This is a genomic window from Bradyrhizobium sp. 17 (genome assembly GCF_023073515.1).
GTDB lineage: Bacteria > Pseudomonadota > Alphaproteobacteria > Rhizobiales > Xanthobacteraceae > Bradyrhizobium > Bradyrhizobium canariense_D.
The window spans coordinates 379,082-403,760 of the sequence record NZ_JADPJQ010000012.1 but is presented as its reverse complement, the minus strand read 5'-3'; the positions used below and the strand labels follow the sequence as shown (position 1 = coordinate 403,760).

The 24,679-nt window shown below is 60.6% G+C and carries 26 protein-coding genes; 11 read left to right on the top strand and 15 right to left on the bottom strand.

Features of this window, described 5'->3' with window-relative positions; translation table 11 throughout:
• Positions 1-92 precede the first annotated feature (92 nt).
• Both IVB13_RS03160 and IVB13_RS40355 read right to left on the bottom strand, forming a co-directional pair.
• On the bottom strand, positions 93-3,173 hold the full coding sequence (locus IVB13_RS03160; RefSeq protein ID WP_247487658.1) for a DUF3987 domain-containing protein: 3,081 nt from the start codon (positions 3,171-3,173) through the stop codon (positions 93-95).
• A gap of 320 nt (positions 3,174-3,493) precedes the next feature.
• Positions 3,494-4,105, bottom strand: coding sequence for a hypothetical protein (locus IVB13_RS40355; RefSeq protein ID WP_247487656.1), 612 nt, complete (start codon positions 4,103-4,105; stop codon positions 3,494-3,496).
• Between IVB13_RS40355 and IVB13_RS03150 the strand changes: the two genes are divergently transcribed.
• Positions 4,011-4,208 (top strand): beta-propeller fold lactonase family protein, encoded by a 198-nt coding sequence (locus tag IVB13_RS03150; protein ID WP_247487691.1) that lies wholly within the window; start codon positions 4,011-4,013, stop codon positions 4,206-4,208. The two genes, IVB13_RS40355 and IVB13_RS03150, sit on opposite strands and share 95 nt — an antisense overlap.
• Before the next feature lie 342 nt (positions 4,209-4,550).
• Here IVB13_RS03150 and IVB13_RS03145 read toward each other — a convergent pair whose 3' ends face one another.
• From IVB13_RS03145 to IVB13_RS03130, 4 genes are all read right to left on the bottom strand, one after another.
• Positions 4,551-6,059 (bottom strand): AMP-binding protein, encoded by a 1,509-nt coding sequence (locus tag IVB13_RS03145; RefSeq protein WP_247487655.1) that lies wholly within the window; start codon positions 6,057-6,059, stop codon positions 4,551-4,553.
• Positions 6,056-6,508 carry a VOC family protein gene (locus IVB13_RS03140; RefSeq protein ID WP_247487653.1) on the bottom strand — a complete coding sequence of 151 codons (453 nt, stop codon included), beginning with the start codon at positions 6,506-6,508 and terminating at the stop codon, positions 6,056-6,058. Before IVB13_RS03140 ends, IVB13_RS03145 begins: the two co-directional genes overlap by 4 nt.
• Positions 6,509-6,547: 39 nt before the next feature.
• The gene (locus IVB13_RS03135; protein WP_247487651.1) at positions 6,548-7,759 is read right to left on the bottom strand and encodes an ABC transporter substrate-binding protein; all 1,212 of its coding nucleotides are present in this window, start codon (positions 7,757-7,759) and stop codon (positions 6,548-6,550) included.
• A gap of 122 nt (positions 7,760-7,881) precedes the next feature.
• The gene (locus IVB13_RS03130) at positions 7,882-8,847 is read right to left on the bottom strand and encodes a LysR substrate-binding domain-containing protein (protein WP_247487649.1); all 966 of its coding nucleotides are present in this window, start codon (positions 8,845-8,847) and stop codon (positions 7,882-7,884) included.
• 104 nt (positions 8,848-8,951) lie between these two features.
• Here IVB13_RS03130 and IVB13_RS03125 point away from each other — a divergent pair, with 104 nt between their 5' ends.
• Genes IVB13_RS03125 through IVB13_RS03115 form a run of 3 tightly spaced genes read left to right on the top strand, consistent with a single transcriptional unit; the run spans position 8,952 to position 12,592 of the window.
• On the top strand, positions 8,952-10,703 hold the full coding sequence (locus IVB13_RS03125; protein ID WP_247487647.1) for an acyl-CoA dehydrogenase family protein: 1,752 nt from the start codon (positions 8,952-8,954) through the stop codon (positions 10,701-10,703).
• Positions 10,704-10,706: 3 nt separating this feature from the next.
• Positions 10,707-11,492, top strand: a complete 786-nt coding sequence (locus IVB13_RS03120) for a hydratase (RefSeq protein ID WP_247487646.1) — start codon at positions 10,707-10,709, stop codon at positions 11,490-11,492.
• Entirely contained in the window at positions 11,489-12,592 is a 1,104-nt protein-coding gene (locus tag IVB13_RS03115) for a tripartite tricarboxylate transporter substrate binding protein (protein WP_247487643.1), read from the top strand. The genes IVB13_RS03120 and IVB13_RS03115 overlap by 4 nt, the downstream gene beginning before the upstream one ends.
• Before the next feature lie 129 nt (positions 12,593-12,721).
• Here IVB13_RS03115 and IVB13_RS03110 read toward each other — a convergent pair whose 3' ends face one another.
• Positions 12,722-13,336: a TetR/AcrR family transcriptional regulator gene (locus IVB13_RS03110; protein WP_247487641.1), complete on the bottom strand. Its 615-nt coding sequence runs from the start codon at positions 13,334-13,336 to the stop codon at positions 12,722-12,724.
• 102 nt (positions 13,337-13,438) lie between these two features.
• Between IVB13_RS03110 and IVB13_RS03105 the strand changes: the two genes are divergently transcribed.
• Both IVB13_RS03105 and IVB13_RS03100 read left to right on the top strand, forming a co-directional pair.
• Complete coding sequence (locus IVB13_RS03105) at positions 13,439-13,927, top strand: tautomerase enzyme (protein WP_247487639.1); 489 nt, start codon at positions 13,439-13,441, stop codon at positions 13,925-13,927.
• Positions 13,928-13,941: 14 nt separating this feature from the next.
• Entirely contained in the window at positions 13,942-14,721 is a 780-nt protein-coding gene (locus IVB13_RS03100; RefSeq protein WP_247487637.1) for a crotonase/enoyl-CoA hydratase family protein, read from the top strand.
• 397 nt (positions 14,722-15,118) lie between these two features.
• Here IVB13_RS03100 and IVB13_RS03095 read toward each other — a convergent pair whose 3' ends face one another.
• Genes IVB13_RS03095 through IVB13_RS03080 form a run of 4 tightly spaced genes read right to left on the bottom strand, consistent with a single transcriptional unit; the run spans position 15,119 to position 16,696 of the window.
• On the bottom strand, positions 15,119-15,622 hold the full coding sequence (locus tag IVB13_RS03095) for a hypothetical protein (RefSeq protein ID WP_247487635.1): 504 nt from the start codon (positions 15,620-15,622) through the stop codon (positions 15,119-15,121).
• Positions 15,619-16,107 (bottom strand): hypothetical protein, encoded by a 489-nt coding sequence (locus IVB13_RS03090; protein ID WP_247487633.1) that lies wholly within the window; start codon positions 16,105-16,107, stop codon positions 15,619-15,621. The genes IVB13_RS03095 and IVB13_RS03090 overlap by 4 nt, the downstream gene beginning before the upstream one ends.
• 50 nt (positions 16,108-16,157) lie before the next feature.
• Complete coding sequence (locus IVB13_RS03085; RefSeq protein ID WP_247487631.1) at positions 16,158-16,484, bottom strand: response regulator; 327 nt, start codon at positions 16,482-16,484, stop codon at positions 16,158-16,160.
• Positions 16,485-16,510: 26 nt separating this feature from the next.
• Positions 16,511-16,696, bottom strand: a complete 186-nt coding sequence (locus tag IVB13_RS03080; protein ID WP_247487629.1) for a hypothetical protein — start codon at positions 16,694-16,696, stop codon at positions 16,511-16,513.
• 218 nt (positions 16,697-16,914) lie between these two features.
• On the opposite strand from IVB13_RS03080, the gene IVB13_RS03075 reads away from it, so the two are divergent.
• Complete coding sequence (locus IVB13_RS03075; RefSeq protein ID WP_247487627.1) at positions 16,915-17,103, top strand: hypothetical protein; 189 nt, start codon at positions 16,915-16,917, stop codon at positions 17,101-17,103.
• 275 nt (positions 17,104-17,378) lie between these two features.
• Here IVB13_RS03075 and IVB13_RS03070 read toward each other — a convergent pair whose 3' ends face one another.
• Together IVB13_RS03070 and IVB13_RS03065 are read right to left on the bottom strand one after the other, a co-directional pair.
• Positions 17,379-17,585, bottom strand: a complete 207-nt coding sequence (locus tag IVB13_RS03070) for a hypothetical protein (RefSeq protein ID WP_247487624.1) — start codon at positions 17,583-17,585, stop codon at positions 17,379-17,381.
• Between the two features lie 82 nt (positions 17,586-17,667).
• Positions 17,668-17,958 (bottom strand): response regulator, encoded by a 291-nt coding sequence (locus tag IVB13_RS03065; protein ID WP_247487622.1) that lies wholly within the window; start codon positions 17,956-17,958, stop codon positions 17,668-17,670.
• A gap of 1,201 nt (positions 17,959-19,159) precedes the next feature.
• On the opposite strand from IVB13_RS03065, the gene IVB13_RS03060 reads away from it, so the two are divergent.
• Positions 19,160-19,609 carry a hypothetical protein gene (locus tag IVB13_RS03060; RefSeq protein ID WP_204511372.1) on the top strand — a complete coding sequence of 150 codons (450 nt, stop codon included), beginning with the start codon at positions 19,160-19,162 and terminating at the stop codon, positions 19,607-19,609.
• Between the two features lie 284 nt (positions 19,610-19,893).
• Here IVB13_RS03060 and IVB13_RS03055 read toward each other — a convergent pair whose 3' ends face one another.
• Positions 19,894-20,133, bottom strand: a complete 240-nt coding sequence (locus IVB13_RS03055) for a hypothetical protein (RefSeq protein WP_162496319.1) — start codon at positions 20,131-20,133, stop codon at positions 19,894-19,896.
• Positions 20,134-20,458: 325 nt separating this feature from the next.
• Between IVB13_RS03055 and IVB13_RS03050 the strand changes: the two genes are divergently transcribed.
• The 3 genes from IVB13_RS03050 to IVB13_RS03040 all read left to right on the top strand — a co-directional run bounded on the left by IVB13_RS03050 (position 20,459) and on the right by IVB13_RS03040 (position 23,879).
• Positions 20,459-21,367: a dihydrodipicolinate synthase family protein gene (locus tag IVB13_RS03050; protein ID WP_247487620.1), complete on the top strand. Its 909-nt coding sequence runs from the start codon at positions 20,459-20,461 to the stop codon at positions 21,365-21,367.
• A 144-nt stretch (positions 21,368-21,511) separates the two neighbouring features.
• Positions 21,512-22,483 carry an SDR family NAD(P)-dependent oxidoreductase gene (locus tag IVB13_RS03045; protein WP_247487618.1) on the top strand — a complete coding sequence of 324 codons (972 nt, stop codon included), beginning with the start codon at positions 21,512-21,514 and terminating at the stop codon, positions 22,481-22,483.
• A gap of 277 nt (positions 22,484-22,760) precedes the next feature.
• Positions 22,761-23,879, top strand: a complete 1,119-nt coding sequence (locus IVB13_RS03040; RefSeq protein WP_247487616.1) for an alpha/beta hydrolase — start codon at positions 22,761-22,763, stop codon at positions 23,877-23,879.
• A 10-nt stretch (positions 23,880-23,889) separates the two neighbouring features.
• Here the strand turns inward: IVB13_RS03040 and IVB13_RS03035 are convergent, their stop codons facing one another.
• Positions 23,890-24,396, bottom strand: a complete 507-nt coding sequence (locus IVB13_RS03035) for a MarR family transcriptional regulator (protein WP_007611061.1) — start codon at positions 24,394-24,396, stop codon at positions 23,890-23,892.
• Positions 24,397-24,679 lie beyond the last annotated feature (283 nt).

Below are 24,679 nucleotides of genomic sequence, written 5' to 3'. Positions count from 1 at the left end.
ACGCGCGCAAGTGACAGACGGTGACAATGGTGACAAACCGTTACGCCGCGACTGTCTGGAAACGCGGTGACAGGCGGTGACACCGGTGACAATCATGCAGCTGCACCCAGCTTGATGCGTTCCTGCACCCCATCCCGCCGGCTCCGTTCCGTTGCCGCGATTTCTGCGAACCTGCCGTCATGTACCGCCGGATTAACGGTCCAACGGTCCTCGGCGCCATGTCGATCGATGTGGGCCGGCTTGACCCAATCGTGCATTTCCAGGACGCGCATCGTCGCCATGATCAGGCTCCGCTTCTCCGGCGACTTCAGGGCGGGATAGGCGCGATAAATGTCCCGGCTCGAGATGGCAGGCAGCCCGCGCGCCAGCACAAAGCCGGCGATCCAAAGGGCGTGCTCGTCCATCGTGGATGCACCCAGATCCTTCAGGTAGAATGTCAACGCGTGCGAATAGACGAACTCGGTCAGATACCGTCGCGCCCGCACCGCGGTGTCGCGGCTGATGCTGGCCGGCGGCGTGCCTACAGCGGCGCCAGAAGCCCCGTAATGCTCGATGAAGTGGAAAACGAGGGAAAGCCTGCCGAACTCGTTGGGCATCTTGTCGAGCCACTGGCAGAGCGTGGGGGATGCGTCCGGCCGCGCGATCTCCCCGGCCTTGAACGCCTCAATGGCGTGCAACTCGGCATCAGCCTCAGGTGAAAATCGAAACAGGGTGCTGTTGCCTGCTTCTGCGATCGCGTTTGCGGCCGTCGATACCCTTTCGTCCAAGGATGTATCGGGGTTGATGTCGGCGCCGCTATCCCGGCGATGAAGGACAATTGGCGTAAATCGCTGCAGCAGCCCGTCATCCGACATGCTGGTTTTAAGCGCCTTGATCTTGTCGGGCTGGATACCACCCAAGACCGAGATGGCGCAGTTTTCGACGCATATCCGCTCTGACAGTTTCCGGTTGACGATGAAGTCGCCGCCTTCCTTCGCCTGCAGCCAGAAGGCGCGGTCCTTTCCGCCCTTGGCGCGATATGCGTCCATGCCAGCCAGCCAACCCGCAAGCTCGTCAGCATGATACAGCAGCCCTTCCGGGTTCTCGCACAACGCCACCGCCAGGGCTTCTGTCGTCGCGTCGTTGTAAATCTTCTGTCTGAATCTAGGCTTCTCCGGTTCGGCTTCGCCCTCGAACACCTGGTCAGTGCTTTCCGGCTTGCCCTTGCCTGCCTTTTCAGCCGTTGCGCGGCGCGTCTCGTCAAGCTTCCGCTTGTGCTCGTCAGCCGTGAACGTTTTCCGCCACTTTTGTTGAAGCGTTTTTACGGGGTCCATCGCGGCATTGATGGTCGCCGACTTGTTCGAGCCAGACGGGGCTATGATGGCCGTCCAGAGGATGGGCTTCACGGTCCACTTGGTATCGCGTTGACGCATCTGCAGACGGTTCCCGGCAGGCACAAGCGATCCGAGCGCGGTTACCAATGCCGCGGCAGGCGCGCCAGCGTCTACGCCTAGCCGGCGAGCACTGTCGTGCGCAAACTGCTCCACCACTTCCGGGAGAACGCCGGCCGGCAAGTCACCGGGCTTCAGATGGTCAACGAAGATCGCATTGGGCTCATTTTCCCACGCTCTTACATCGCCGCTTCTCGCGGTCGGTATTGTGGCGTCCACTGCGGCCGCCTCACTCTCGTCGATCTCGGCTGCAAGGGGCGCTTTGGATTCGTCGATCTCAACCGCATCGAAACCTGGTGCCAACGGGTGATCGCACCCGATGGGTCTTTGACGGTTACGGCCGGCAGATTCGACGACTACAGCCAAGCGCTCCAAGTCACCGAGCCCGTTGCAGTGGGTTTCATTCCAACCCAGTGCTTTTTCGTAGACAGTTTCCGGCGAGCAAGCAAAGTCGTAACCTCGCGCGCACACAATAAAGGTCGTGTCGTCGATCTTGCCGAGTTCGGCGTATGGCGCTCGATCGCGTATCAACTTTGTGAACAGTTCGATCGCGATGTCATCTTCCTCAACGATGCGTTTGCCGGCTGCACTCGCTTTCGGCTTTGCGTTTTTGCACTGCTCGACAATCCAGGTGGGAGCGAATGCGATCGGCGCATCGTTGGCGCGCGTGTACGAGCGGCCTCCAATCGTGCTGCCTGGCATCAGGACGTATCCGCCATCGGTCTTGACATCGATGCCCGGGCCTAGCGTATGTGTGCCGTTTTTGAGTGGCTCACCTGCACGCATTACATAAAATAGATGTTGGCCACCGCCCTGCGTGTTGTTCGTCATTGTCTCGGGGAAGTCTTCAACGAGCCGCAAGAACTCAAACGTCTCGCAACCGCCGTTCTGTTTGTCGACGTCGAGCACCAAGAGTTGGTTAGTAACTCCGCCGATGTTGGCGTCTGGCCACTGGCCCCACCATTTCCGAATCTGCTCTGAGTCTTGCGTGGCCAGGTCCTTCCACTTGGTCAGCGGTTCTTTCGCTGCCCTTATTGCCTTCTTGCGTTCATCGGGGTTGGCGTCAGGTCCAGGGTCGACGTACCAGCGGCAGGGGTGGACCGGCACATGGTGCGAGGCCTCAAGAGCCCATTCCAGCTTTGTTTTCATCGGTGCAGCTGTCGGCGCCGCCGCTGGTCTCTTCAGAGGTACAACGTTGGTCATTGTTTTGCTTTCCGGCAGCTCGACGCCGCACATTTGCATCAGCCACGGGGGCGCCGGCGATAGCGATCTCTCATTGTGGAAGCGATAAGGGGCGAGACCGTTGATGGTGGATCCTGGCCCGATCAGCACATCATCGACAGACGACAATATGCTCATGTGCTCCGACAGAAAGTTAGACTTGCCTTGCACCAATGCGCCAGCCGGCAGCTCGAAGATGACGTAGCTGCCGACGAGCTCTCCCACGAGCACGAGGCTACCGGTTCGACCACCATGCTGCTGGAATAGTGTGCCGAGCGTGTCGCGGAACACCTCGTCAGTGCATCGAGGATCAATCCGAATTGCGAGCAAATTATCGGTTGCGATGCCGATATTGGCGTCTGGCCAGAGGGCCCACCATTCTCGTATCTGACTTTCGTCAGCGGTGGCCGCAGTGTCGGCCTCGGGAAAAGCAGGTTCTTCGGCGTTAGCGGCCAACGGATAGACGCGGAGGCCGCGGCGGGCGGCGTCGAGCGCGTGCTCTACATTCGTCGTACCGGTCATTGGTCACACCGCGACGGGTGAGCGGATCGGCTTAAGCCGATGCAAATGGCGTCGTGGGCCCTATAGAGCAAAGGCGCGTCTGCACGGGTAAACGGCACAACATTGTGTTGCGCGCGGTCTTCATGTATATTGGTCACTTGCAAAACCTTATAAGCCCGGTTCGGAGCTCGTCACTCCGGCCGGGCTTTCGCTTTGAAGCGATGCAGCTCGGCGACCCGGTCTGTGGTCAGATGCTCGAATCTCGTCGAGGGTTGGCGCGGTTGCGAACCACCACGGCCAGAAGGCCGCTACTGCAGGGAGGCATTAACGACATCGTCGCATTACGCGTCGCTCTCCTCAGTCTCCGTGTAATGCGGCGAGGCGACACGAAACGGTACATGCGGCCTGTGTCGGGAGATATAATCGCCGACATCGTACGGCGCATCGGTAAGCATCCTGATCACAAAGCGACTGTCCTCGACGTCCTTCCCGTCGAACTGCCTCAGCAGCGATTCGATTTCCTCTGCCGAGTGTTCTTTACGACAATCGACGACTCCCACACAGACGAGCGTGGTGTGTTGGACGCAGAACCGCAGTGTGTCGGCTGGATAATCGGAAAGCTTGATCGGCTCGGGCTGCGGCCCCGACAAGTTGCCGGCGACGCGGGCGTCAATGAAAACCCGGATTCGATTTGCGGCCAGGATGGCCTTCTTTTCTGCTCCCGTCAGCTCCCGCACGTGAGGCTGGAACGTTATCGTCGCGATGCCCTCGTCAATTGACAGGGCAATGGCGGGCAACGGTGCATGAGGCAGCATCGCGGCTTTTGCGATTGATCCGGCGAGCAGCAGGCTGTCGCCCATCGGCTGGACGAAGACCGGTGGAAAGACGCCGCGCTTCTTTGCGCTGGCACTATCGGGAAAGTTTCTTTTCGCGGCCAACGAGGACACCGACACGGTCAATCTCTTCAAGCGCGACGCAGCGAGCGGCCGGCTTGTCGCCGCCGATCGGGTCGTTCATATCGGAAGCCCAGTTTGCATTCTCATCAAGACACCTTGATCCACTGAGGAGATAACGAGGCCGTTGCCCGCGATGCCTGCCTGGGCCGCAGGGAGGGCCTGAAGCCGGTTGCTGAGACGAATGACCGAGCGGTTGAGGATCGCGCGGCCACCCGAGGAACGTTTGAGCGGGCCGGCACTCCGGACGCCCCTTCTTTACTTCGATCGGACTATGCTCCTGGGGCGGTTTCCGCGTTGCATTGTAATCCGCACGGCCGTGGTCGTGCACCAAACGCGTTCAGGGCGGAAGCCCGCCGAATTCACCCGAGAAGGCCGTCCTCACGGAGCTTATCAATACAAGCTCGCTCGATCGGCTTCTCAGAGATCGTTTTCGGTATTTCGGTCAAGATTTGGATGATTTCGGGAATGTCGCGCTTTTGCAGCGTTTTGCCACAAGTGTCGTCAGTGCGTTTTCACTGAAGTCCGCCATGCGTGGGACTACAGCGGCAACCAGGGTCTTCTCTCCCGCCACCTTCCGCGGTGTTGCAACGCCATAGACGAAGACGTCGGAGACGAGGCCCGACTTGATCAAAGCCGCTTCGACCAGTGCGGTGTTGATGAAGTCACCATTGCGCCGGACGCCCCCGCCAATGCGATAGTGAAAGAAGAACCAGCCCTCCTCATCTTCATGCACCACGTCGCCGGTACGAAACCAGCCGTCCGCAACTTTCGCCTCGCTCGCCTCTGGGTTTCTGAAGTAAGTGGTCTTGATGGGCACGCCATCCTTACGCCGGAAGCGAAGCTCCCCGGGCTGCATCGGCGGGCAGCGCCGCCCCTCGTCATCGAATACGCCGGCTTCGAGTTCGGGGGGCGGCTTGCCCAAGCTTCCGATCGGCCCGGTGCCTGGTGGGTTGGTGAGGGCGCCGCCACCCTCGGTCGAGCCGTAGATCTCGCAGATCCTCACGCCATAGCGGCGCTCATACTCCTTCCAGAGGTCGGGTGGCATGCCGGCGCTGATGATGAGGCGAACCGGATTATCGGCATCATCGGGAGCTTCTGGTATGCTGTAAATCTCGGGAATCATGCCCCCGAGAATGTTGAACATCGTGCAACCAAATCTCCGGCAAATCGGCCAGAGATGCCGCTTGCTGAATTTGCGGCTGACAACGACCGGCAGGCCTGCCGTCAAGCCGATGCGAAGCGTTCCCTGTGCGTTGATGTGCGTCAAGGAAAGGCCGGTGTAGAGAATATCGTCGACGTTGAGCTCAATCCCGTGCATGCCGCGCGCCCGGCTCATATAGGCGCCGTGGGATATCACGACGGCTTTGGGGTTGCCCGTTGTGCCCGAGGTGAACATCAGCATCATGGGGTCGATCGATGAAACGCTGACGCGGTCACAGGACCCGCCTTCCTTCAAGACGTCCCCGTACGCCAGGTTCACCCGCGCGATCGAGGGAGGCCAAGCGCTTCGCCCTGTAAGGATCACGGCCCAGGAAAGATCATTGCGGCCGAGATCGGCGATGGCGGCTGCACATTCGGGTGAGCAGATCACGCCGCGGCACCCGGCATGTGACAGCATGAAGCTCAGCTTCTCACCGATCGTTCTGGGATCGATCGGCACGAAGACCGCTCCCAGCATTGCCGCCGCCAGCATCGCTTCGACGAATTCCGGATGATTCGCCATCATCAGGGCGAAAGTATCGCCCCGCCGAAGGCCAAGCGCTGCGAGACGCTTCGCGAGCGCAGCGCCGTTTCGCTCCAGCTCCGCGTAGGAGCGCTCCTCGGTCCGGTAAGCACCGTCAGCCGTCACGTCCACGAATGTCAGGGCATTCCTGGCAGGAATTCTCGCAGCATGGACGGTAACAACGTCAGCGACGGTCTCGAGCGGAGGAGCGATGTCCACGGGCCTCATCCCCCGAAGCCATAGTAGTCGCGAACTACCGGCTCGCGGAGCTTGCCTGGTTCGAAAATCTCGATGACGACCCCATCGGGTCCGCCAAGCATGAAATAGCCGCCACCTCCGCCGAGACGGCGGATGGGATTGGGAATATGAAGGCCCGCGGCGGTCATGCGTTCGTAGAGCTCGTCGATGCCGACGACCTGCATGCCCAGGTGATGGACCGCGTTCTTGCCCTCGCCGCGCGGAAGCTGATCGTAGAGATGCAGGGCACCAATGCCGACCTTGATGAAAACGTTACGCGCGCCCGCGACATCTCCATCCCACATCACCTCCGCGTCGAACCATTTCCTATAAAACTCTATGGTCGCATCGACGTTGGATGCAAACAGATGCACGTGCTGGAGGTGATAGCGCTGCTTGGTGCCATAGGGGTACTGCCATTCGCTTTCGGGCGTCGTCATGATTGTCCTCGGATGTTGGAGTCGGGTGTCGGGTGTCGCTCAGTGCTTCAGGCGCGGGCAGGTGCTTTCGGCCAGCGGAATGGTCAGGTCTTGAGCCGGGATCGTGCGCAGGATCTTGTAGAGGTCCCACTCTCCCTTGGAGTCCTTTGGAGCCTTGACTTCTGCCAGATACATGTCGCGAACGACGCGGCCGTCCTCGCGGATCGTGGCGCCGTGGGTGAAGGCGCTCTCGATCGGCGTTGCCCGCATCTTGGCGATCACGTTGTTTGCGTCGTCCGAGCCGGTCGCCTCCACCGCCTGCAGATAGTGACGGACGGCCTCGTAGACGCCAATCTGCATGAACGTCGGCCGCTGCCCCTTGCGACGTGCGGCGAACTTGTCTGACCAGGCTCGGGTCTCATCATTGAGATCCCAGTAGAATGGAGTCGTGAGGAAGGTTCCTTGCGTCGCCTGCAGGCCAAGCGAGTGGACATCGGTGAGCAGCAGGAGCATCGCTGCCATCTTCTGTCCGCCGGCGGTCAGGCCGAATTCTTCGGCCTGCTTGATGGTTGCGACCGTATCCCCGGCGGCGTTCGCCAGACCGACGATGTTTGCCTTGGACGCCTGCGCTTGCAGAAGGAAGGAAGCGAAGTCGGTCGTGCCCTGTGGATGAGCCGAGGCTCCCAAAACCTTGCCGCCATTGGCTTCGACTACCGCGCTTGCATCCTTCTGCAACTGGTGACCGAAGGCGTAGTCGGCGGTGACGAAGTACCAGCTCTTGCCGCCGCCTTCGACTACAGCCTTCGCGGTGCCGCGCGCCAGTGCGTAGGTGTCGAATGTCCAGGCGATGCTGGTAGGGGAGCAAAACTTGTTCGTGAGCGCCGTGGTTCCTGGCGACGAGAACAGGACGATGCGGTCGCGGGTGCGCGCGATTTCCTGAACCGCCAGCGCAACCGCCGAGTTCGGGATGTCGACGATGGTATCGACGCCATCCTGCTCGAACCATTTACGGGCGATGCTGGCACCGACGTCGGGCTTCAGCTGGTGGTCAGCGAAGACGATCTGGATCGGCTTTCCAGCGGCCCGATTGCCGAACTCTTCCGCCGCCAATTGAGCAGCGACGACCGAGCCTTCGCCGGTGGCATCCGAAACGATGCCGGACATGTCGGTCAACACGCCGATCTTGACGATGTCGCCGGAGAACTGCGCGCGAGCAGGCGCGCTTCCGCAGATCGTGGCTCCGGCGAGGAGCATCCCGAATACCAGCCTCATCAGTGTTTCCCCATCATCGCGACGTGATGAAAGGGTCTGTGTCAGAGCCGGTTCAGACTAGCAAACGAGGTTTTTTCGGTGCGCCTTGAGTGAAACTCAACACCCGATAACGCAACAAGCGATCAGACCGCCTTGCGCGTCGCCTTTGTGGCTGCTGGCTTGTTCTTCCCCTGCTGTTTGCAGGCGCCGCACAGCCAGTTTGCGAACGCAATGACGCCCGGGTCGTCCGCCATCCGTTGTTCGTATTCGAGCACAAAGTGGCGCCGCGTCGGACGGACGATGGAATGCGCTCTGACCAGGTTGAGTTGCGCAAGGTCTGCAGCGAGGAGACTCTCGATTGCGATGGCGACGCCAAGCCCGGCAGCCGCAGCTTCGATGGCCAAACCCAGATTTTCAAAGCTGCTCCCGCCCTGGACGGGCACGGTGGTGAGCTGCGCATGGTCCAGCCAACGTCGCCAATCGTCGGGCCGCGGCCTGTTGTGCAGAAGCGGAACGGAAGTGAAGTCCAGCGCGCCATCCTTCAACAGATCGGGCGAGCAAACCGGTACAGTGGCAATCGGCAGCAAGGTCCGGGTCACCAGGCCGGTTCTGTGTTGTCCGTCCGAGACGGCGATCACGGCGTCGTAGCGGCTGGCAAGGAGGTCGACAGGATTGGCGCTGGTGTGCAGATCGAACTCCAATTCCGGATGTGTCGACTTGAGGCTGGGCCACATCGGCAGGAGAAAGCGGGACAGGAAAAATCCGTAGACGCCGACAGACAAGCGCCTGAACCGTCTGAGATGCAGGCCTTCTGCGGCATCCGCAATCCGGTCCAGGGCCTCGCGCGCGGAATCCGCGAAGGCTTTGCCTGGCGCGGTCAAGACTAGCCCACGCGACCCACGCAGGAAAAGCGCCGTGCCCATGCGCGCTTCAAGGGCGCGAACGTGTCTGCTGATGGCTCCGACCGTGACATTCAACTCGTCAGCCGCTCGCGTGATCGACAGATGTCGTGCTGCGGCTTCGAACGCCCGGACAGCATGTAAGGGAGGAAGACGTCGTGATGCCATGATAACCGCCCGCGGGGTGATCGCGCCTTGAGTTTGGCTCAAGCCGCCCTCACAAGAAGTCGTTTGCGCGCGACCGTGTCAAGTCATACCCCCAAAGCTGGCCAGGCTCGCCCAGCCCAAGACATATCCATCCGGGGAGGAAGCTCATGACCATTCACGTCGGTTTGGCGAGCCGCGAAGCATCGGCCCAGCGTTCGGCCGCCCTGGCGCCCACATGCCGTGGGCTGAACTACTATTCCATCGACCGGAGCGTTCAGGACCTGCTTCCGCTCTACATGGACGCGCCATTGCTGGCGCATCTCAAGCCGCATCTCAATGAGCTCGGAGAACTGGCCGGCGGCAAGCTGTACGATCTGTCCGATCAGGCCGAGCGTCACCAGCCCGTCCTGCATCCTCGCGATGGCTATGGCCGCGATGAGGAGTGGGTCGAATACCATCCGGCCTACCGGGAAATGGAGCGGATTGCGTTCGGACAATTCGGAATGCATGCGATGTGCAACCGCGGCGGCGTTCTCGGCTGGCCCTCGGCGATGCCGCCAATCGCGAAATACGTGTTTCACTACCTGTTCGCACAGGCCGAGTTCGGCCTGCTGTGCCCGGTGAATCTGACCGACAGCTCTTCGGAACTGGTCCGTCGCTTCGGCACGGACGAACTGCGCGAGCGATATCTTCCGCGGATGTGGAGTCAGGATCCGGCGGCTCTTTTCAAATGTGCGCAGTTCATGACGGAGAAGGCCGGCGGCTCCGATGTGGGTGCGGCGGAACTGACCGCGGTTCGCGTTGGTGAACATTGGAAGCTCCACGGCGAGAAATGGTTCTGCTCCAACGTGGATGCGGAGCTTGCCGTGCTGCTTGCCCGGCCTGAGGGGGCAACGGCGGGCGGCCGCGGCCTCGGTCTCTTCCTGTTGCCCAAGACGCTGCCCGACGGCAGCCGCAATTCCTACCGGATCGTGCGGTTGAAAGACAAGCTCGGCAGCCGCACGATGGCGAGCGGCGAGATCGTGTTCGAGGGCGCGGTCGCTTACCAGCTGGGCGAACTCGATCAGGGCCTGAAGCACATGCTCGTGATGGTGAATTCGAGCCGCGTGTCGCATCTCGCCCGTGCCGCCGGCATGATGCGCCGTTGTCTCAACGAGGCGCTGCAGGCCTCCCGTCACCGCAATGCCTTTGGCCGCCCGGTGATCGATCATCCGCTCATGCGCCGTCAGCTCCTCAAGCTCATGGTGCCGACCGAGCAGGCGCTCTCGGCGCTGCTCTATTCCGCAACGGCATCGGAGAGGGTGCTGCGGCTTCTTACGCCGATCGTCAAATACCGGGCCTGCCGCGATAATGTCACCGTCGCGACCGGTGCAATGGAAACGAGAGGCGGGAACGGTTACATTGAGGATTGGCCGAATGCCCGGCTCATTCGAGATGCTCATCTCGGTCTGTTATGGGAAGGCACCAGCAACATCAACGCCCTCGACGCCGTGCAGCGCGCCGTCGGAAAGCTGGGCGCCCATAAGGCATTGCAGGAGGATATTGGCGCGTGCCTGGAGAATGCGCCCGGTCTGCCCGGACAGTACCGTACCCGGCTTTCTAGTGCAGTGACCGATGCCGTGCGATTCGCGCAGGATGTCGCAACCAATCCGGAGAACGAACGCTTCAGCAGAATCGCTTCCGCCAAGCTTTACCATGCGATTACTGCGGCTTTGCTCGCGTCGGAAGGCGCTCGTTTGGGGAAAAATGGTGGCGACGCCCGGCGCCTTCTGCTGTCGCGGTTCGTCCTTGAGCATCGTGCCGCAGAGCGTTCTCCGATGAACTTGGATGCTCAGCGGTGGGAAGATGCCGCGATCGACCTGCTCCTTGCCGACGTACCGATCTCTTTCGCGCAAGCCATCTCTCTGGTGCAGGGTTAACAAATGGACACAGGATCGCAGCGCGAACTCGCTAGACTTCTGGCGACCCTCCGCAAGGAAGGCCGGCAGCAGAGTGGTCTGGACGTCCGATTGCTCCCCCCGGACAAGGAGACGGCCTACCGGGTTGCCCGCATGGTGGAGGAAGAGCTCGGCTGGGAGGTGGCGGGGTGGAAGATCGCCGCAATGAAAGCTGACCTGCAGAAGGCGTTGCGCACTGACTCGCCAATCTACGGCCGGGTATACGCGCCGCTGATCAAGCAATCGCCGGTTACGGTTGAGCATGCCCGTCAGTGTAGTCCCATTCCGGAAGTCGAATATCAGGCGCTGCTTGGTGCTGATCTTCCGCCACGTGATACGCCTTACGGCTTCCCAGAAGTCAGGGAGGCCGTTGCCTCGCTGCATCCAGGTGTGGAACTGGCGGAATGTCGCTTCGTCCACGACGCGGCGTTTCCTCCTCTGGCCGCCATCCTTGCGGACGGGGCCGGCAGCGGGACGATCGCCTATGGTTCGCCGATCGAGCATTGGCGGGAGCGTGATATTGCCGGCCAAGAGGTCGTCCTGACCTGCAACGGGGCACCGAGGCGAAAGGGCACTGCAGCGATTGCGCTGGATCATCCGATCGTGCCGGTGACGTGGCTGGCCAACGAACTCTCTCGGGCCGGCATCGGCTTGAAGGCAGGGCAGATGATCAGCACCGGTACACTGACCGGAATGTTGAGACCGAAGGCCGGCGAGACGTTCGTCGCCGATTTTGGGCCCTTCGGCACCGTGACAGTGAAGTACGCGTGATCCGATCGAACAGGCAGAATCCATTTTGCCTGAAGCATGTCGCGATCGCCACACTCAACGGTCTAGAGGCTGGGACCCGCGGTGGCGCCAGCCTTGCCTCAAAAGAAGGGGGGAAACCTATGGGGTTGATCGGCGTTTGCCGCAAATTGCTTATTGTGACGATCACTGCGCTGTTCACGCCCACGATTGCGAGGGCGGAATATCCAGAGGGATCAATAAAATTCGTCGTACCTTTTGCCGCCGGCGGGCCTACGGACGCCTTGGCGAGGTCTCTGGCTGAAGGGGTCCGATCCAGACTTGGCCAGCCCGTCATCGTCGAAAACCGCGCTGGCGCCGGCGCTAATGTGGGCGCCGACTTCGTAGCAGCCGCACCAGCTGACGGTTATACCCTTCTGTTTGGGACGTCTGGGCCGCTTGCCATCAATGTGAGCCTGTACACAAAGCTGAACTATGATCCGGTCAGGAGTTTTGATCCCGTCATCATGATCGGCAAACTGCCTAACGTGCTCTCGGTTCATCCCTCTGTGCCCGCGAGCAATGTGCAAGAGTTGATCTCGTATGCGAAATCGAATGCCGGGAAACTGAGCTTCTCCTCGTCCGGTAATGGTGCATCTACTCATCTCGCCGGAGTTATGTTCAACGCCATCGCCGGCACCGATATCCTGCATGTGCCTTACCGTGGCGGCGCACCCGCGATAAACGATCTCATCGGCGGCCAGGTACAGATGAGCTTCGCCGACATCTTCGTCTCGGCACGTCATATAAAAGCGGGAACGCTTCGCGCGCTTGGGGTTACGACGATCGAACGCACGCCGGTGTTACCCGACGTGCCTACTTTCGATGAACAGGGTCTCAAGGGATTCGACGTGAGCGTCTTCTTCGGTGTCGTCGTGCCCAAAGGCGTACCGGAGCCGATCATCGAAAAGCTCAATGCGGCTTTCGTGGCCGCCATGAACGACAGCTCCATCAAACCGATCCTCGAAGCCCAAGGGATTATCCCGGCGCCGTCGAACAGTCCCGCATATCTGTCGAAGTTCATGGACCAGGAAATCCCGAAATGGCGAGATGTCATCAATTCGGTCGGTTTGCGGATTGAGTGAGTCGGCAGGGTTGGTGCGCTTGTTGGGCATGGTCCGCCAAGGGTTGGCGGGATCAACCTCGTAAATTTCTGGCACTTCTGAACAAGTGAGCGAACTGGCAGTGAATATTTTTGGACGAGGTGCAGCTGGCTATTGCTTTTCGATCGCACCCTTCAGCAGGAGCTCGAGCTCCTGGCTGACCTCCTCCAGAGGCTGCGCACTCCGTGCGGCCCTGCACATCGCGACCGTGCCTTCGACCGATGCGACTACGAGTGTTGCGAGGCGCCGCGCGCGCGGCGCGGCGAGGCCTTCCCGCTTCAGCGCAGCGGACAGGATCTGCTGCCAGTCTGCAAATACGCGCTGAGCGAGATCCAGCAGATGACGCTGCACTTCCTGTTCGCCGACGCTCTCTCTCTCCGTCGTCTCGCTGACATATTGCTCGACAGCGACCGCGAGGATCGGACAGCCGGCCCGGTAGTTCGTCTGCTCCAGAGTTTTCCTCCAGAGTGCGATGAAGGCGCGCAAGCCGGCGATAGCCCCGCGTGCGTTGGTCAGATGCTGCAGCGGACCGCTGACCTGGGCTCCTGCGAAGGCAATGGCGTCTTCGATAAGTTGTTGTTTGCCGCCTGGAAAATGATGGCTGATCGATCCGCGCGGCGTGCCCGTGTGACGCACGACTTCGCGCATGCTGGTTGCATTCACGCCGCGGCGGCTCATCAGATCGGCGGCTCCGGCCACCATTTTCGCTTTCGTATCAGACGTCATAAGGCACCTCGTGCCATCGAACATAGAATATGACGATTGACATAGCCAGAGCATTGTGCAGTTATGTCATCTGACATAATTGGCGACGGTCAGGAGATGCAGATGACGTTTATCCATGTGATGACTCCGCAAGGGCGACTGACCGGCGAGCAGCGGCGCGTACTGGCGAAGACGCTGACTGATGCTGTGCTGGTACCGGAGGTTGGACGGCTCGTTCCTCAGGCGCGGCGTGGCTATCAGGTCCATTTCCTCGAGCGGTCGCTCGACATGATTGCCCACGGCGGAGAATTGCTGTCCGACCAGCCAAGCGACGTCATGGTGGTGGATGTCGTGGTTATGGACTGCTGCTGGACGCGGGATGATCGCGCCACAGTCATTCGCAATGTACTTAGGGCTCTAGCAGATGCCTGCGACATGAATGAGCCCGCACCAAGCTGGTGGGTCAACTTTCGCATTATCGAGGAGGGATGTTGGGGTTCACGGGGCGGGGTCCTGTCGTTCCTCGATATTCTCGATGAGGGCGCGGCCGCATTCCCGTCGGAGCGGGCCGCCGCGATCCGTACCGCGCTTGCCATCAAGAACGACAGATAACAGGAGGAACCGAAATGACCACCGAGGGCACAATCCGCACCGAGACGCATGATCACATCCTGAAGATCATCATCGACAATCCCGCGAAGAAGAATTCCTTCTCGCCCTTGATGATGGATTTGCTCTCGGACGCCCTGACCGAATTGCACAACAACGACAGCTACTGGGTTGGTGTCATTTGCGCAGAGGGCAGGGACTTCACCGCCGGGCTCGACATGCCGAAGTTCTTTGGACCAAACGCGGAAAAAAGGAACATCAAGGAAGACAATGTCGACGTTTTCGGCCTCAGCAAGCGCTGCAGGAAGCCGATAGTAACAGCAACTCAAGGGATTGTTTATACGGTGGGCATCGAACTGATGCTGGCGGGCGATATCGTGGTCGCCGCCGACGACAGCCGGTTCTGCCAGATGGAAGCGAAGCGTGGCATCGCCCCGCTAGGCGGCGCGCACTTCCGGTACCTATCCCGTGCGGGCTGGGGTAACGCCATGTATCATCTTTTCCTCTGCGACGAATTCAACGCGCAGCGGGCTCGCGAGATCGGCCTCGTTCAGGAGGTCGTACCGGCTGGCCAGCAGATCGCTCGTGCCATGGAGCTTGCGGCGATCATTGCGCGTAACGCGCCGCTCGGGATCCAGGTGACCAAAGAGGCGGCCGCGAAATATGCCGAGCAGGGCGAGGCGGCCGCGATCGGCTGCATACCCGCGATTCGTGATCGTGTGCTCAACAGCGCCGACGCGCGAGAGGGCATTCAGTCCTTCATCGAGCGGCGACCAGCAGTCTTCCAGGGGCGGTGAGCCAATGCCGACGACCGTCAACAATTCTGATGGCTCGGCTGGGTATTTGCCGGATTCGCGAGCGACGCTTGACGAAGGCGCCAGAATTGATCCCTTCTATCATCCGTTTGGGGCGGTACTGAGCTACACGCGCAGGTAGATCTTCCTCGTCACCCTTTGCAAAAGGAGGTATCCTCCGGGCAGCTCTGGGGGATTCGGTGCTTCAAGAAATCAAGATTGCGGGTTGCGCAACCTATTCGGTTGGAGGCGAGAAGCTCGCTCCACTTAAGCAGATCAATTTCGTCTTCGGCACAAACGGGGCCGGCAAGACCACGATCTCTCGCATTATCAATGATCCCGCCTCCCACGCCTCCTGCACGTTGACGTGGCAGAAGGGTGTGGCGCTCGCCTGTCGCGTCTACAATCGCGACTTTGTGGAGCGCAACTTCGCGACGCAACTTCCCGGGATTTTCACCCTCGGTGCCGCTGCGGCGGAGACGCTCGACAAGATCGACAAGGCCAAGGCAAAGTCAAAGATCTTGACGATGGCATTGCGCAGTTGGCGGACACGCTGGGTGCAGCGGACGCTTCGTCTGGTAAGCGGGGAGAGCTCCGGGCGCTGCGCACGCAGTTCGAGGCAGATTGCTGGAAGATCAAGGGCAAGCACGATGCCCACTTCAAGGAGGCCTTTACTGGCGTGCGAAACTCGCAAGCGAGGTTCTGCGACAAGATCTTGGCTGAACTGGCAGCCAACACTGCCGACCTCGTTGAACTCGGCGAGCTGAAGCGCAAGGCCGCGACTCTCACCATCGCTGAACTTCGACGGGAAAACCACGGTCTGGTCGTCGCCGCTGATGGCTTCCTTGATCACCTCAACAGCCAAGTCGGACAGCGGAACGATTACCTCCCGGCGTTTCTTCACCCGGTGACGTGGCATGCTGTATTGGGCGTCATCATATCGATTCCGATCAGCTCAGCTCGCTCCATCAGCGCCGCCTGGTACGGGCGGACCATGGTCGTCAAGATTGCCTTCAGCGCCAACGCCACCTCACGGTCTGCCGGCAGGCCGGGGTGATCGAGGCCCCACCACAACGTTCTGACTTCATCATCGGTCAAGACGCGGTCACGCGACTTTTCCTTACCGCCCCGGCGTTCGAGATCAGCGAGGGGGTTGGTCTGCACAAGCTTTCGGCCCGGCTGCTTCGCCCAACTAAACATCTTGTGCAGTACTGATTGCGTTCGGTTCGCACTCACAGGTGCGGTCTCTGCGATCTCATCCAGCAGCTCGGCTGCCATGTCATCGGTCACCGTGGCTGCCGGCAACCGTCCCCATGCTGCCCGGGGGCGCTTCAGATAGTGCTCATCATTCTTCCACGAGTCCTTGTTCGGCTTCCCTATGCTGCGCAAGCCATTCTCCGAAGATGATCTTGCGTGATGCAGGAAACCATGGGCATTTGTTAGCCCAGCAAGCGCGCCAAGCAGCGTTCAAGCTCTTCCACTGGAAAGGGCTTCCGCAGGACGGGGTGATCCTTAAAGGGTTCGGGCACGCCTTCCACGCCGTATCCGCTCGCGAAGGCGAATGGAATACCGCGCTTATGCAGAGTTTCAGCAATCGCTTCTGAACTGTCGCTGCCGAGCTTTACGTCCAGAATGGCGGCATCGAGACCGGGTGCAACTGCGAGCTTGAGACCGCTTGCCAGATCGCTCGCCTCTCCCCTGACCGTGTGGCCCAACTCGGCCAACATGTCTGCGACCATCATTCGGATGAAGGATTCGTCTTCCACAAGGAGTACTGATGCCGTGTCGCCCCTTAGTTTGAAATCCGACGGCTCTTGAGAACTCTCGCGGCAGCGTCAGATTGCTTTAGAATCCGTTCGCTCTGCTCTATGATCTGCCGGGTCTGCTTCACCGTTTCCGAGATTTGCTGCGCGGATTGCCCGACTTCGAGGACAAGCCTTCGGATGCGTTTTGCTTCCCGGTCTTCTTCATCAGCCATAACTGCTTCTCGTGCGAGCACATCGCTAATCCTGCGCAGTTTGAGCCGTTCCTAACAGAGTCACGATTCCAAAGAACAGACCCCGTTCGACAATTGGAACCTATATTGAAGCTCGGCTTTAAAGTGTCAATTGCGGCAGAGTATTGCAGTGAAGCGAGGATCCGATGGGCGAGCGGCGTCGTCATATCAAGCACGAAAGGTCCTTTAGGGAGCGGCTTATGGATCAAGCGACCAAGCTTCGCGAGGCCGCCCAGCAACTGCCACCTGGCACCGAGCGTGAGCTTCTGATGAAGAGAGTTCGGCAAGCCGAACAGGCGGCGCAGATAAGCGATTGGCTGAGCGCGCCGAATCTCCGGTCGCCAGCCTCCCTTGGCAAGCTGTTGAAGGAATCCGGCAAGCCAACCTAGCGGGCTCGCCAGCTGCTTATGCAAATTCGAAAAACAGGCTGGTCGCTGCGTCTGTCACTTCCAGACTCCATTCTTCGCCGGGGCGAAACTTGCCATCGATGTTCCTTGAACAGAGCGCCTGCGAGGGTCGTGGCCTCCCGCCATGCCGCTTCGTCGTCCGGCAACTCTTCGCCTTGCTTGGCGTGTCGTGGACGTGAAAGAAATATCTTGGCATCTATCGGGAATGCGCGGCGTAGCTTTGTGTTCCTCCCGGGCCTGTTTCGACGAGGCAACGTTCAGCCGTTTAATCCGCTATTTATCCAGATCCGTCGGCTTTGGCGGGCTTGGAGGCGGGAGGCCGTATAGCGCGGCCCGTTTCGCTGCAAGTTGCGATAGGCGCCCGCTTGCTTTAGCAGGTCCCTCTTGAACTCTGAATCCGACTCCTCAGCCGCCATTTTTTCCAACTGGATTGCCCGCTCAAGGTATTCGGTGAGAAGCTTCATAGCCGCATCACGAAAGCATTCCAGTTCTACGCAGAAGAGCGACAACCGCCGCCGCCACTTCGCTCGGGTCGAAAGATTTCTGCTACCTGGTCACATCGTGGAAGCGGTCAGGAATGAACTCGCGACTATAGCCTGTTGTAAAGACGAAAGGCTTGCCGGCATCGGTCAGCGTGTCGGCGAAGGAATAGGCCACTGATCCATGGAGGTTTATGTCGAGCACGGCGGCATCGAAGCTCGCGAGTGAAATAGAAACAGCTTCCTCAATGTCGTCAATCGGACCGAGGGTATGGATATGCAACGCTCGGAGTGCCTCGGCCAACTCCTCTCCGATGAAGTATTCATCTTCCACAATCAGAACGCGACAATTGCCCATTGGTCCGCTCTAGCCCGGCCAACCGCATAGAATGTATCTTTGTACCTATCGGCTTCGTCGTCGGTCAACCAGCAAAAACGCGCTGCTTTTCGGCTGGAAAAACTGGCCGGGCGCAGCCCGGGCGCTCGGGCAGCTTTGGAAGTTATCCTCCGGTTATCCCCCGACGCCTTCAGTTTTTTGCTCAAGCGATTGAAAGTAATTACGCAAATCGGTTTTTAATGCCGTCACTGGCCGGAGAGCTTTCACCCGCCGGGGGCTTGTGTCGAAAGTACCCGGTGAGCGGCGGCCTCGAACGTTGCCGCTCCCTCCAACCCGCCCGCGTGTTGTCTCCCACGCGGGCGGGTTTTCCATTTCCAGAATCCGCGACGTCCAGCGGGCACCTCGGCGCCATCAATCGACAAAGGCGAGGGTCAAAAGAGGCGTGACACGGCGGAGAGACGTCGAACAATTCCCGGGGGCGTGCATGTCAATCGCTGATCTGAAAGTGCGCCTGTCCGATGTGGCGGGTACCGAAACGCTGTCGATCCGCTCGCAACCGACCAGGAGATTGAGGACGCAATCCGGAACGCTTCGCGCCTTCCGTCGGTCGCGCTGAGACTGTCGAGCATCCCGCCGGCTGTCCGGCCGTCGCGTTCTGCGGCTGCGGTACGGCTGTGAAGATTCTCGGGGCGCCGATCCGCGCGCTGTGGCAAGCGGCGGCCTGGGGCTGGGGCTTTTTCTTGGGCCATAGCCTCGTAAAGAAATAAGGCCCCAGCTCGCGGTTATGTTGGGGGCATCGAGCTGGGGCCATTTGGGGGGCGCCCTTAGGGAAGGGCATCGGGAAAGCTTGGCAAATGCAGGAATGTTCCTGTCCTAAGTTTCAAAAGGCCACTGCGTCTGGGTCAGGCGCCGGACGGCAGCTGCTCCTACCCTTTCTACCTTCAGGAACAAGGCCACTGGCTTCTTGATAGGCTGGCCCAGGCGATAACGATTGTGAAGCCTACGTCGGGCGGCGCAGCGATTTCTTTCTATTTGTTGCGTTGTAGCCCCGCCCTTACCATTTACCACCGTCGTGGTACCCCGGGCAGTTGGGCGCGGTCTCTCTTGTGCTCTATTTTCTCTCTCTTTTTCCTGTCTACACATTAGTGTCCTGTCCATTTCAATTCACTTCCAAGTTGACTCATGTCGTTGGTTCACTGGTTCACCTATAGGGATAACCAAAGTGAAATCAAAACGATTGGAGCCTTCAACCATAGAAGTCGCGCTGGAGCTTGAACGGATCGCTGCTGTGTTGCGGAATAGCCAAGCCATTGCGGACCAATCTCGGAAGCAAATAGCTGAGATGGGAAAGAGCGCTTCACCTTGGCAAAGGATCAAAGAAGACGGGTATCGAGGATTTGCCGATTCAGATTTGATCAATGCCTTCGAGAAGATATGTGTTGCGTCGCAGGCCATAGGTCTTCTGATCTTAAGGGAGGGAGAGCTAGAAGGCTTTTGCAGGAGCTTTTCCCGCAGAAACAAGGCCGAATGGTTAGCGTCAGTCTTACAGCTGGACCTTGAACAAGACGAAAGACTGGTCGAGGCTCGAATCTTTGCGACTAGCATGCTGAGCGTCGTCGCTCGAGTAATTGATGGGCTCCCTCGACTCAAACCTGGATCAGCCACTCTGTAGTTTGATGCCGGGGCGCGGGCGGCGGGCGTGCCGGTCGAGCTGCATCTGCTCCGTGACCAGCCGCACAATTACGCGCTGATGCCGACGCCGGAGGGGCGAGGCGCGCGTGCGATCATTCTGCGGGCGGTGGCTTAAGGGGAAGGTGTGATCGTTGTCACAAAGCGCGCCGCCGCAATGGGGGCTGGCGCTGTTGATGCCCGCACGGAAAGACCAGTCGGCCTCCGGGGCGTTTCCTCGTTTTTAGTCTTGGTCCGTCGTCTTGGTATCAGTAGTTTTGCGGGCCCTTAGGCGTGGCCCTTGACCTCGTAGCGACCCGGAACGCATTTGTAGCGATCGAGCCGCCAGTTGGCGTGGTAGATCGGATGCTCGCCCATCCATTTCGCCAATGGAGCCTGTGCGCCGATCGCACACTGCATCATCGACATCTCGGGCGTCATGTTGCTGTCGGTCACGATTTCCTCGATGCAACTGCCTGAGCTGGCTGCACTCAGCCGGCAGAGCACGGCAACGACGGTCACGAACATTCCAGTCACCTCATCGGTAGTTTCTGACCACGAAGAGGATGCAAGCGGAGTGCCAGAGCCTGTGACGCAAACAACACGCTGACCTGGCCGACTCGACCCAGCGTCCGGACTCCATTTAACGATTCGGATTGTAAAAAAATTGCCCCTAAACCGAAGCCGGGCAAATACGGGGAACCGGGTCAATAATAACCGCAGGGATGTCGAATGCTGGGAGCAGCGCCGCGCCGGTGGCGCTTCACAGGCCGCTTGTAGCCGCTAGGCTTTCAGACCGCGGCCACCCGCCAAAAGATCGGGACCGCCAGATATGGAAACGCGAGGGCAGACCATGAAGACACGACCGACCGGCGTAATCCCGCCGATGACGACGCCGTTCCGGAAGGATGGCGAAATCGACTACACCCTCGTAGCAGCCCAGGTCGACTGGATGATCGGCGCCGGCGCACACGGCGTCGCGGCCGGCGGCTCGACCGGCGAGGGGCATACGCTCGATCACGAGGAATATCGCGACCTGATGGAGGCGACGGTAGCCGCGGTGAAGGGGCGCATTCCCGTCATCGCCGGCATCATCGTCGACTCCACCCGCGATGCGATCCGCCGCGGCAAGCTGGTGCGCGACATGAATGTCGCAGCGCTCCAGGTCACGCCGGTGCATTATCTGTTCAAGCCAGACGACGAGGCGATGGTGGCGCATTTCCGCGCCATGGCGGACGAGACCGGCATGCCCATCATCATCTACAACGTGGTGCCGTGGTCCTATCTTTCCCCGGCGCTGCTGACGCGGATCATGACCGAGGTGCCGCTGGTGGTCGGCGTCAAGCAGAGTGCGGGCGATCTGAAACTGTTCGCGGACCTCATGATGATGGCGCCGGAGAAGCTGATCTACAGCGCGGTCGATGCCCTGATGTATCCGTCCTACACATTGGGGGCCCATGGCTCGATCGCCGCGATCCTGACCGCCGCGCCGCATGCCTCCGTCGCGCTGTGGGATGCGGTGAAGGCGGGTGACCATCCGCGCGCGCTCGATCTGCACAAGAAGCTGTTGACGCTGTGGAACGCTGTCATCGCCGACAATCTCCCGGCCTGCACGCGCTATGCGCAGAGGCTGCAGGGCCTGCCCAGGACTTACCCGCGCGCGCCGATGCCGGAGCCCTCAAGCGCGCAGCAGGCGGCGATCCGCAAGGCGCTGGACGGCCTCGGCGCGTTGAACGGGCGGCGCGTCGAGGCGGCCGAATAGTCCGCGCCCCGAAATCCCTGATGAACATGGCAGCGCCGATCCGCTTTTACCTGCGGATGCGGCGCTGCTACATTTTGTGCGCGCTTCGATGCACGCGGCGTAGCCATGAAGAAACATACCGACAGGGGAGGGGCCGAAAGTCCCATGAAGGATTTTGCAGGAAAGATCGCCGTCATCACCGGCGGCGGCACGGGAATGGGACGCGAGCTCGCGCGGCAGCTCGTCGCCGAGGGCTGCAATGTCGCGATGTGCGACGTCTCGGAAGCCGCGATGGCCGAGACCAAGCGGCTGTGCGAGCTCGAGAAGCTGCCGCAGGGCCTGCGCGTCACCACCCATGTCGCCGACGTCTCGATCGAGGATCATCTCAAGCGATTCCGCGACGAGCTCGCCGAGCAGCAGAAGACCGACCGGATCCACCTCCTGTTCAACAACGCCGGCATCGGCGGCGGCGGCAGCCTGTTCACCAACACGCGCGAGCAGTGGGAGCGCACCTTCAACATCTGCTGGGGCGGCGTCTATCTCGGCGTCCGCACCTTCCTGCCGATGCTGGTCGCGGCCGACGAGGCCCACATCGTCAACACCGCGAGCGTCAACGGCTTCTGGGCCTCCATCGGCATGAACCAGTCGCACACCGCCTACAGCGCGGCGAAGTTCGCCGTGAAGGGATTTACCGAAGCGCTCATCAACGACCTCCGCCTGCACGCGCCGCATGTCAAATGCTCGGTGGTGATGCCCGGCCATATCGGCACCTCGATCGTCTCCAATTCGCGCAAGGTGCAGAGCGCCGACGGCTCGGAGCGGCTCAACGGCGACGAGGTCGCGCTGACCCGCAAGCGCATGGTCGCGGCCGGCGTGCCGGATGCCGACAAGATGTCGGACGAGGACATCCAGGCGGCGTTCGCCGAGCGCGCCCGCAGCTTCCTCGAGGATGCGCCGACGACGGCGGCTCAGGCCGCCAGGATCATCCTCGGCGGGGTCAAGGCGGAGCAATGGCGCATTCTCGTGGGTGAGGATGCAAAGCGCCTTGACGAGCGCGTTCGTGCTACGCCGGAGCAGGCCTACGACCGCGCCTTCTACGAAAGTTTCACGCAGGAGGTCGGCTGGCGGCTCGGCTGACGCAGGCGACGAGCGCGCGCCGATATAGGTATGATGCGCATCATGGCAAGAGGCGCGCAGGCAATTTCACGTGCCACCTCTTGCCAGTTCGCTGCCGGCGTTTCTTGGCCGTGTCGGCCACTCCTGACGCATTGTGGAATGTCACGCATGCGACACATCCCTGCGTTCAAGCGATGGTGATCTCGAACGGCTCTCATTGGGCGCGCCGCAGCTTGGTCAGGGAACCAAAATAGTTTATTCAGTCACGTGTAAGGCGATGACCAGAGCGTAGCTCCCGATGATACCCGCATGCCTCTCCGACGACTGGATCCTTTGCCCGGAGCGAGAGGACATCTCCGCTGAGTTCACGCGGCTCCTCACCGCGGCCCAGGACGGCGGCGCCACGATCGCCGAATGCCTGATGATCGCGCGGCAGCTGAAGCGGGGCGACGACCAGTCCTGGCATCGCGAGTGGAAGAAGCTGGCGCAGACCAATCGCCATCGTGCCGAGGCCGCGTTCGCGGAAGGTCACAGGGCGACCGCGCAGCGCAATTGGCTCCGCGCCATGAATTACTACAGCGCGGCCGCAATGCCGCTCGATCAGGCGGACGAGCGCCGCTGGGTCGCGGTCCTCGCGATGCAGGATTGCGCCCGCCGCTTCCTCGCCGCGCGCGACCCTGCCGGGGAAGTCGTGACGATACCCTGGCTCGACGGACATTCGTTGCAGGGCTATTTCCTGCCCGCGCACGCGCCGTTGGAACGCGTGCGAGCCCCGACCGTGATCTGCATCGGCGAGCCCGGCCATCGCAAGGAAGAGTTTCTGTTCAAGCTCGCGCCGCACGCCCGCGAGCGCGGCTTTTCGCTGCTGGCGCTGGACCTGTTCGGCGACCAGCGCGACGATTATCTCGACGCGCTGTTGCGGCGCCGGGATCTCGAGAGTGCGATTCCGTGCGTCATGGACTATCTGGAGACGTGCAGCGAGGTCGACTTCGAGCGCGTCGCGATCGTCGCCGATGGCTGGGGCTCTTCCTTCGTGGCGCGCGCGGTGCTGCAGGAGCCGCGGCTTGCCGCCGCCGTCTGCGATGGCGGCCTGTGGGACCTGCACGAGCGGGCCTTCTTTGCCAGCCGATTCGCGATGAGCGACGTCAGCATCGTCCCGGTGCCGCACGCTCCGCTGATGGCCTCCAGCGCCGACTGTCCGGTGCTGATCACGCTCGGCGAGGACGGCTGGCTCAAGGCCGATCGGGCGCGTCAGATCGTCCAGACCTCCCGGCTCGGCAGTTCGGATGTCATGTTGAAGGTGTTCACCGCGGCCGAAACCGGCGCGGCGCAGGCCCATGCGGACAATCCGAGCCTTGCCAATGAATACATCTTCGATTGGCTGGAATCGCGGCTCGGCGCCGCGCGGCGCATCTGAGAACGTCGCCTCAGAAGTCGAGGGTCAGGCGGACGCAGGCCTTTTCGAGACGGGTCTTCAACATCGCGAGCTTGGTGGTGAATTCCGTCAGCTCTTTCTCGTCGAACTCCTGGAAGACGAATTCCTTGATCGTCTTGTACTGCTCGTTGAGGCTCGCCAGGTGCTTTTGCGTCTTCTCGGTCAGTGATAGTCGGACCACCCTTGCGTCGGTCGGCGAGGGGCGGCGGCGCAACAGGCCCTTCTTCTCGAGCAGCTTGGACTGGGTGGTGACGAACGACGGATCGACGTGGAGCAGTTTCGAGACGACGTTGACCGGAATGCCGTCGTCCTTGTCGAGGTCGGAGATCGCCATCAGGATCAGCCATTGCGGGCCGCTGATGCCGAGCGTTCTCGCCCAGAACTGACGCAGCTCCTCCAGATACATGTTGATCGACGATATCTCCCAGGTGAAGCGCCTGATGATATCCAGATTGCCGATGGTGCGGAGGCGCGCCCCTTCTTTCCTCGTCGCTGACACAGCGTCACTCCCGTGATCTGATTTGTATGCGGCCGGTGTCGTGCAAGCCATAGTCCACGCAAGCCTGCTCTGACGCAAGTGCAGAGCAGGGTAATTTTGTCAGTAAAACTACAAAGATGATCAGCTCACGGAATCGGTTCGCAATGGTGTTGCGAACGGGGCACAGGTTTAGCAAAACCAACAAAGCTGACTAAATAAGGTATTTTGATTACCGAAAGGCGCAGGCATATTGCTTCGTGGCGGTGGGGGTACTCGATCGTCCCGTTGCAGGTGGTTTGCTCAC

Bases quoted from the DNA above. Each gene is read 5' to 3' on its own strand.
- IVB13_RS03160 (WP_247487658.1), bottom strand. From the start codon at position 3,173: ATGACCGGTACGACGAATGTAGAGCACGCGCTCGACGCCGCCCGCCGC.
- IVB13_RS03145 (WP_247487655.1), bottom strand. From the start codon at position 6,059: ATGAGGCCCGTGGACATCGCTCCTCCGCTCGAGACCGTCGCTGACGTT.
- IVB13_RS03140 (WP_247487653.1), bottom strand. From the start codon at position 6,508: ATGACGACGCCCGAAAGCGAATGGCAGTACCCCTATGGCACCAAGCAG.
- IVB13_RS03135 (WP_247487651.1), bottom strand. From the start codon at position 7,759: ATGAGGCTGGTATTCGGGATGCTCCTCGCCGGAGCCACGATCTGCGGA.
- IVB13_RS03125 (WP_247487647.1), top strand. From the start codon at position 8,952: ATGACCATTCACGTCGGTTTGGCGAGCCGCGAAGCATCGGCCCAGCGT.
- IVB13_RS03120 (WP_247487646.1), top strand. From the start codon at position 10,707: ATGGACACAGGATCGCAGCGCGAACTCGCTAGACTTCTGGCGACCCTC.
- IVB13_RS03110 (WP_247487641.1), bottom strand. From the start codon at position 13,336: ATGACGTCTGATACGAAAGCGAAAATGGTGGCCGGAGCCGCCGATCTG.
- IVB13_RS03105 (WP_247487639.1), top strand. From the start codon at position 13,439: ATGACGTTTATCCATGTGATGACTCCGCAAGGGCGACTGACCGGCGAG.
- IVB13_RS03100 (WP_247487637.1), top strand. From the start codon at position 13,942: ATGACCACCGAGGGCACAATCCGCACCGAGACGCATGATCACATCCTG.
- IVB13_RS03080 (WP_247487629.1), bottom strand. From the start codon at position 16,696: ATGGCTGATGAAGAAGACCGGGAAGCAAAACGCATCCGAAGGCTTGTC.
- IVB13_RS03075 (WP_247487627.1), top strand. From the start codon at position 16,915: ATGGATCAAGCGACCAAGCTTCGCGAGGCCGCCCAGCAACTGCCACCT.
- IVB13_RS03070 (WP_247487624.1), bottom strand. From the start codon at position 17,585: ATGAAGCTTCTCACCGAATACCTTGAGCGGGCAATCCAGTTGGAAAAA.
- IVB13_RS03065 (WP_247487622.1), bottom strand. From the start codon at position 17,958: ATGGGCAATTGTCGCGTTCTGATTGTGGAAGATGAATACTTCATCGGA.
- IVB13_RS03055 (WP_162496319.1), bottom strand. From the start codon at position 20,133: ATGTTCGTGACCGTCGTTGCCGTGCTCTGCCGGCTGAGTGCAGCCAGC.
- IVB13_RS03050 (WP_247487620.1), top strand. From the start codon at position 20,459: ATGAAGACACGACCGACCGGCGTAATCCCGCCGATGACGACGCCGTTC.
- IVB13_RS03045 (WP_247487618.1), top strand. From the start codon at position 21,512: ATGAAGGATTTTGCAGGAAAGATCGCCGTCATCACCGGCGGCGGCACG.
- IVB13_RS03040 (WP_247487616.1), top strand. From the start codon at position 22,761: ATGATACCCGCATGCCTCTCCGACGACTGGATCCTTTGCCCGGAGCGA.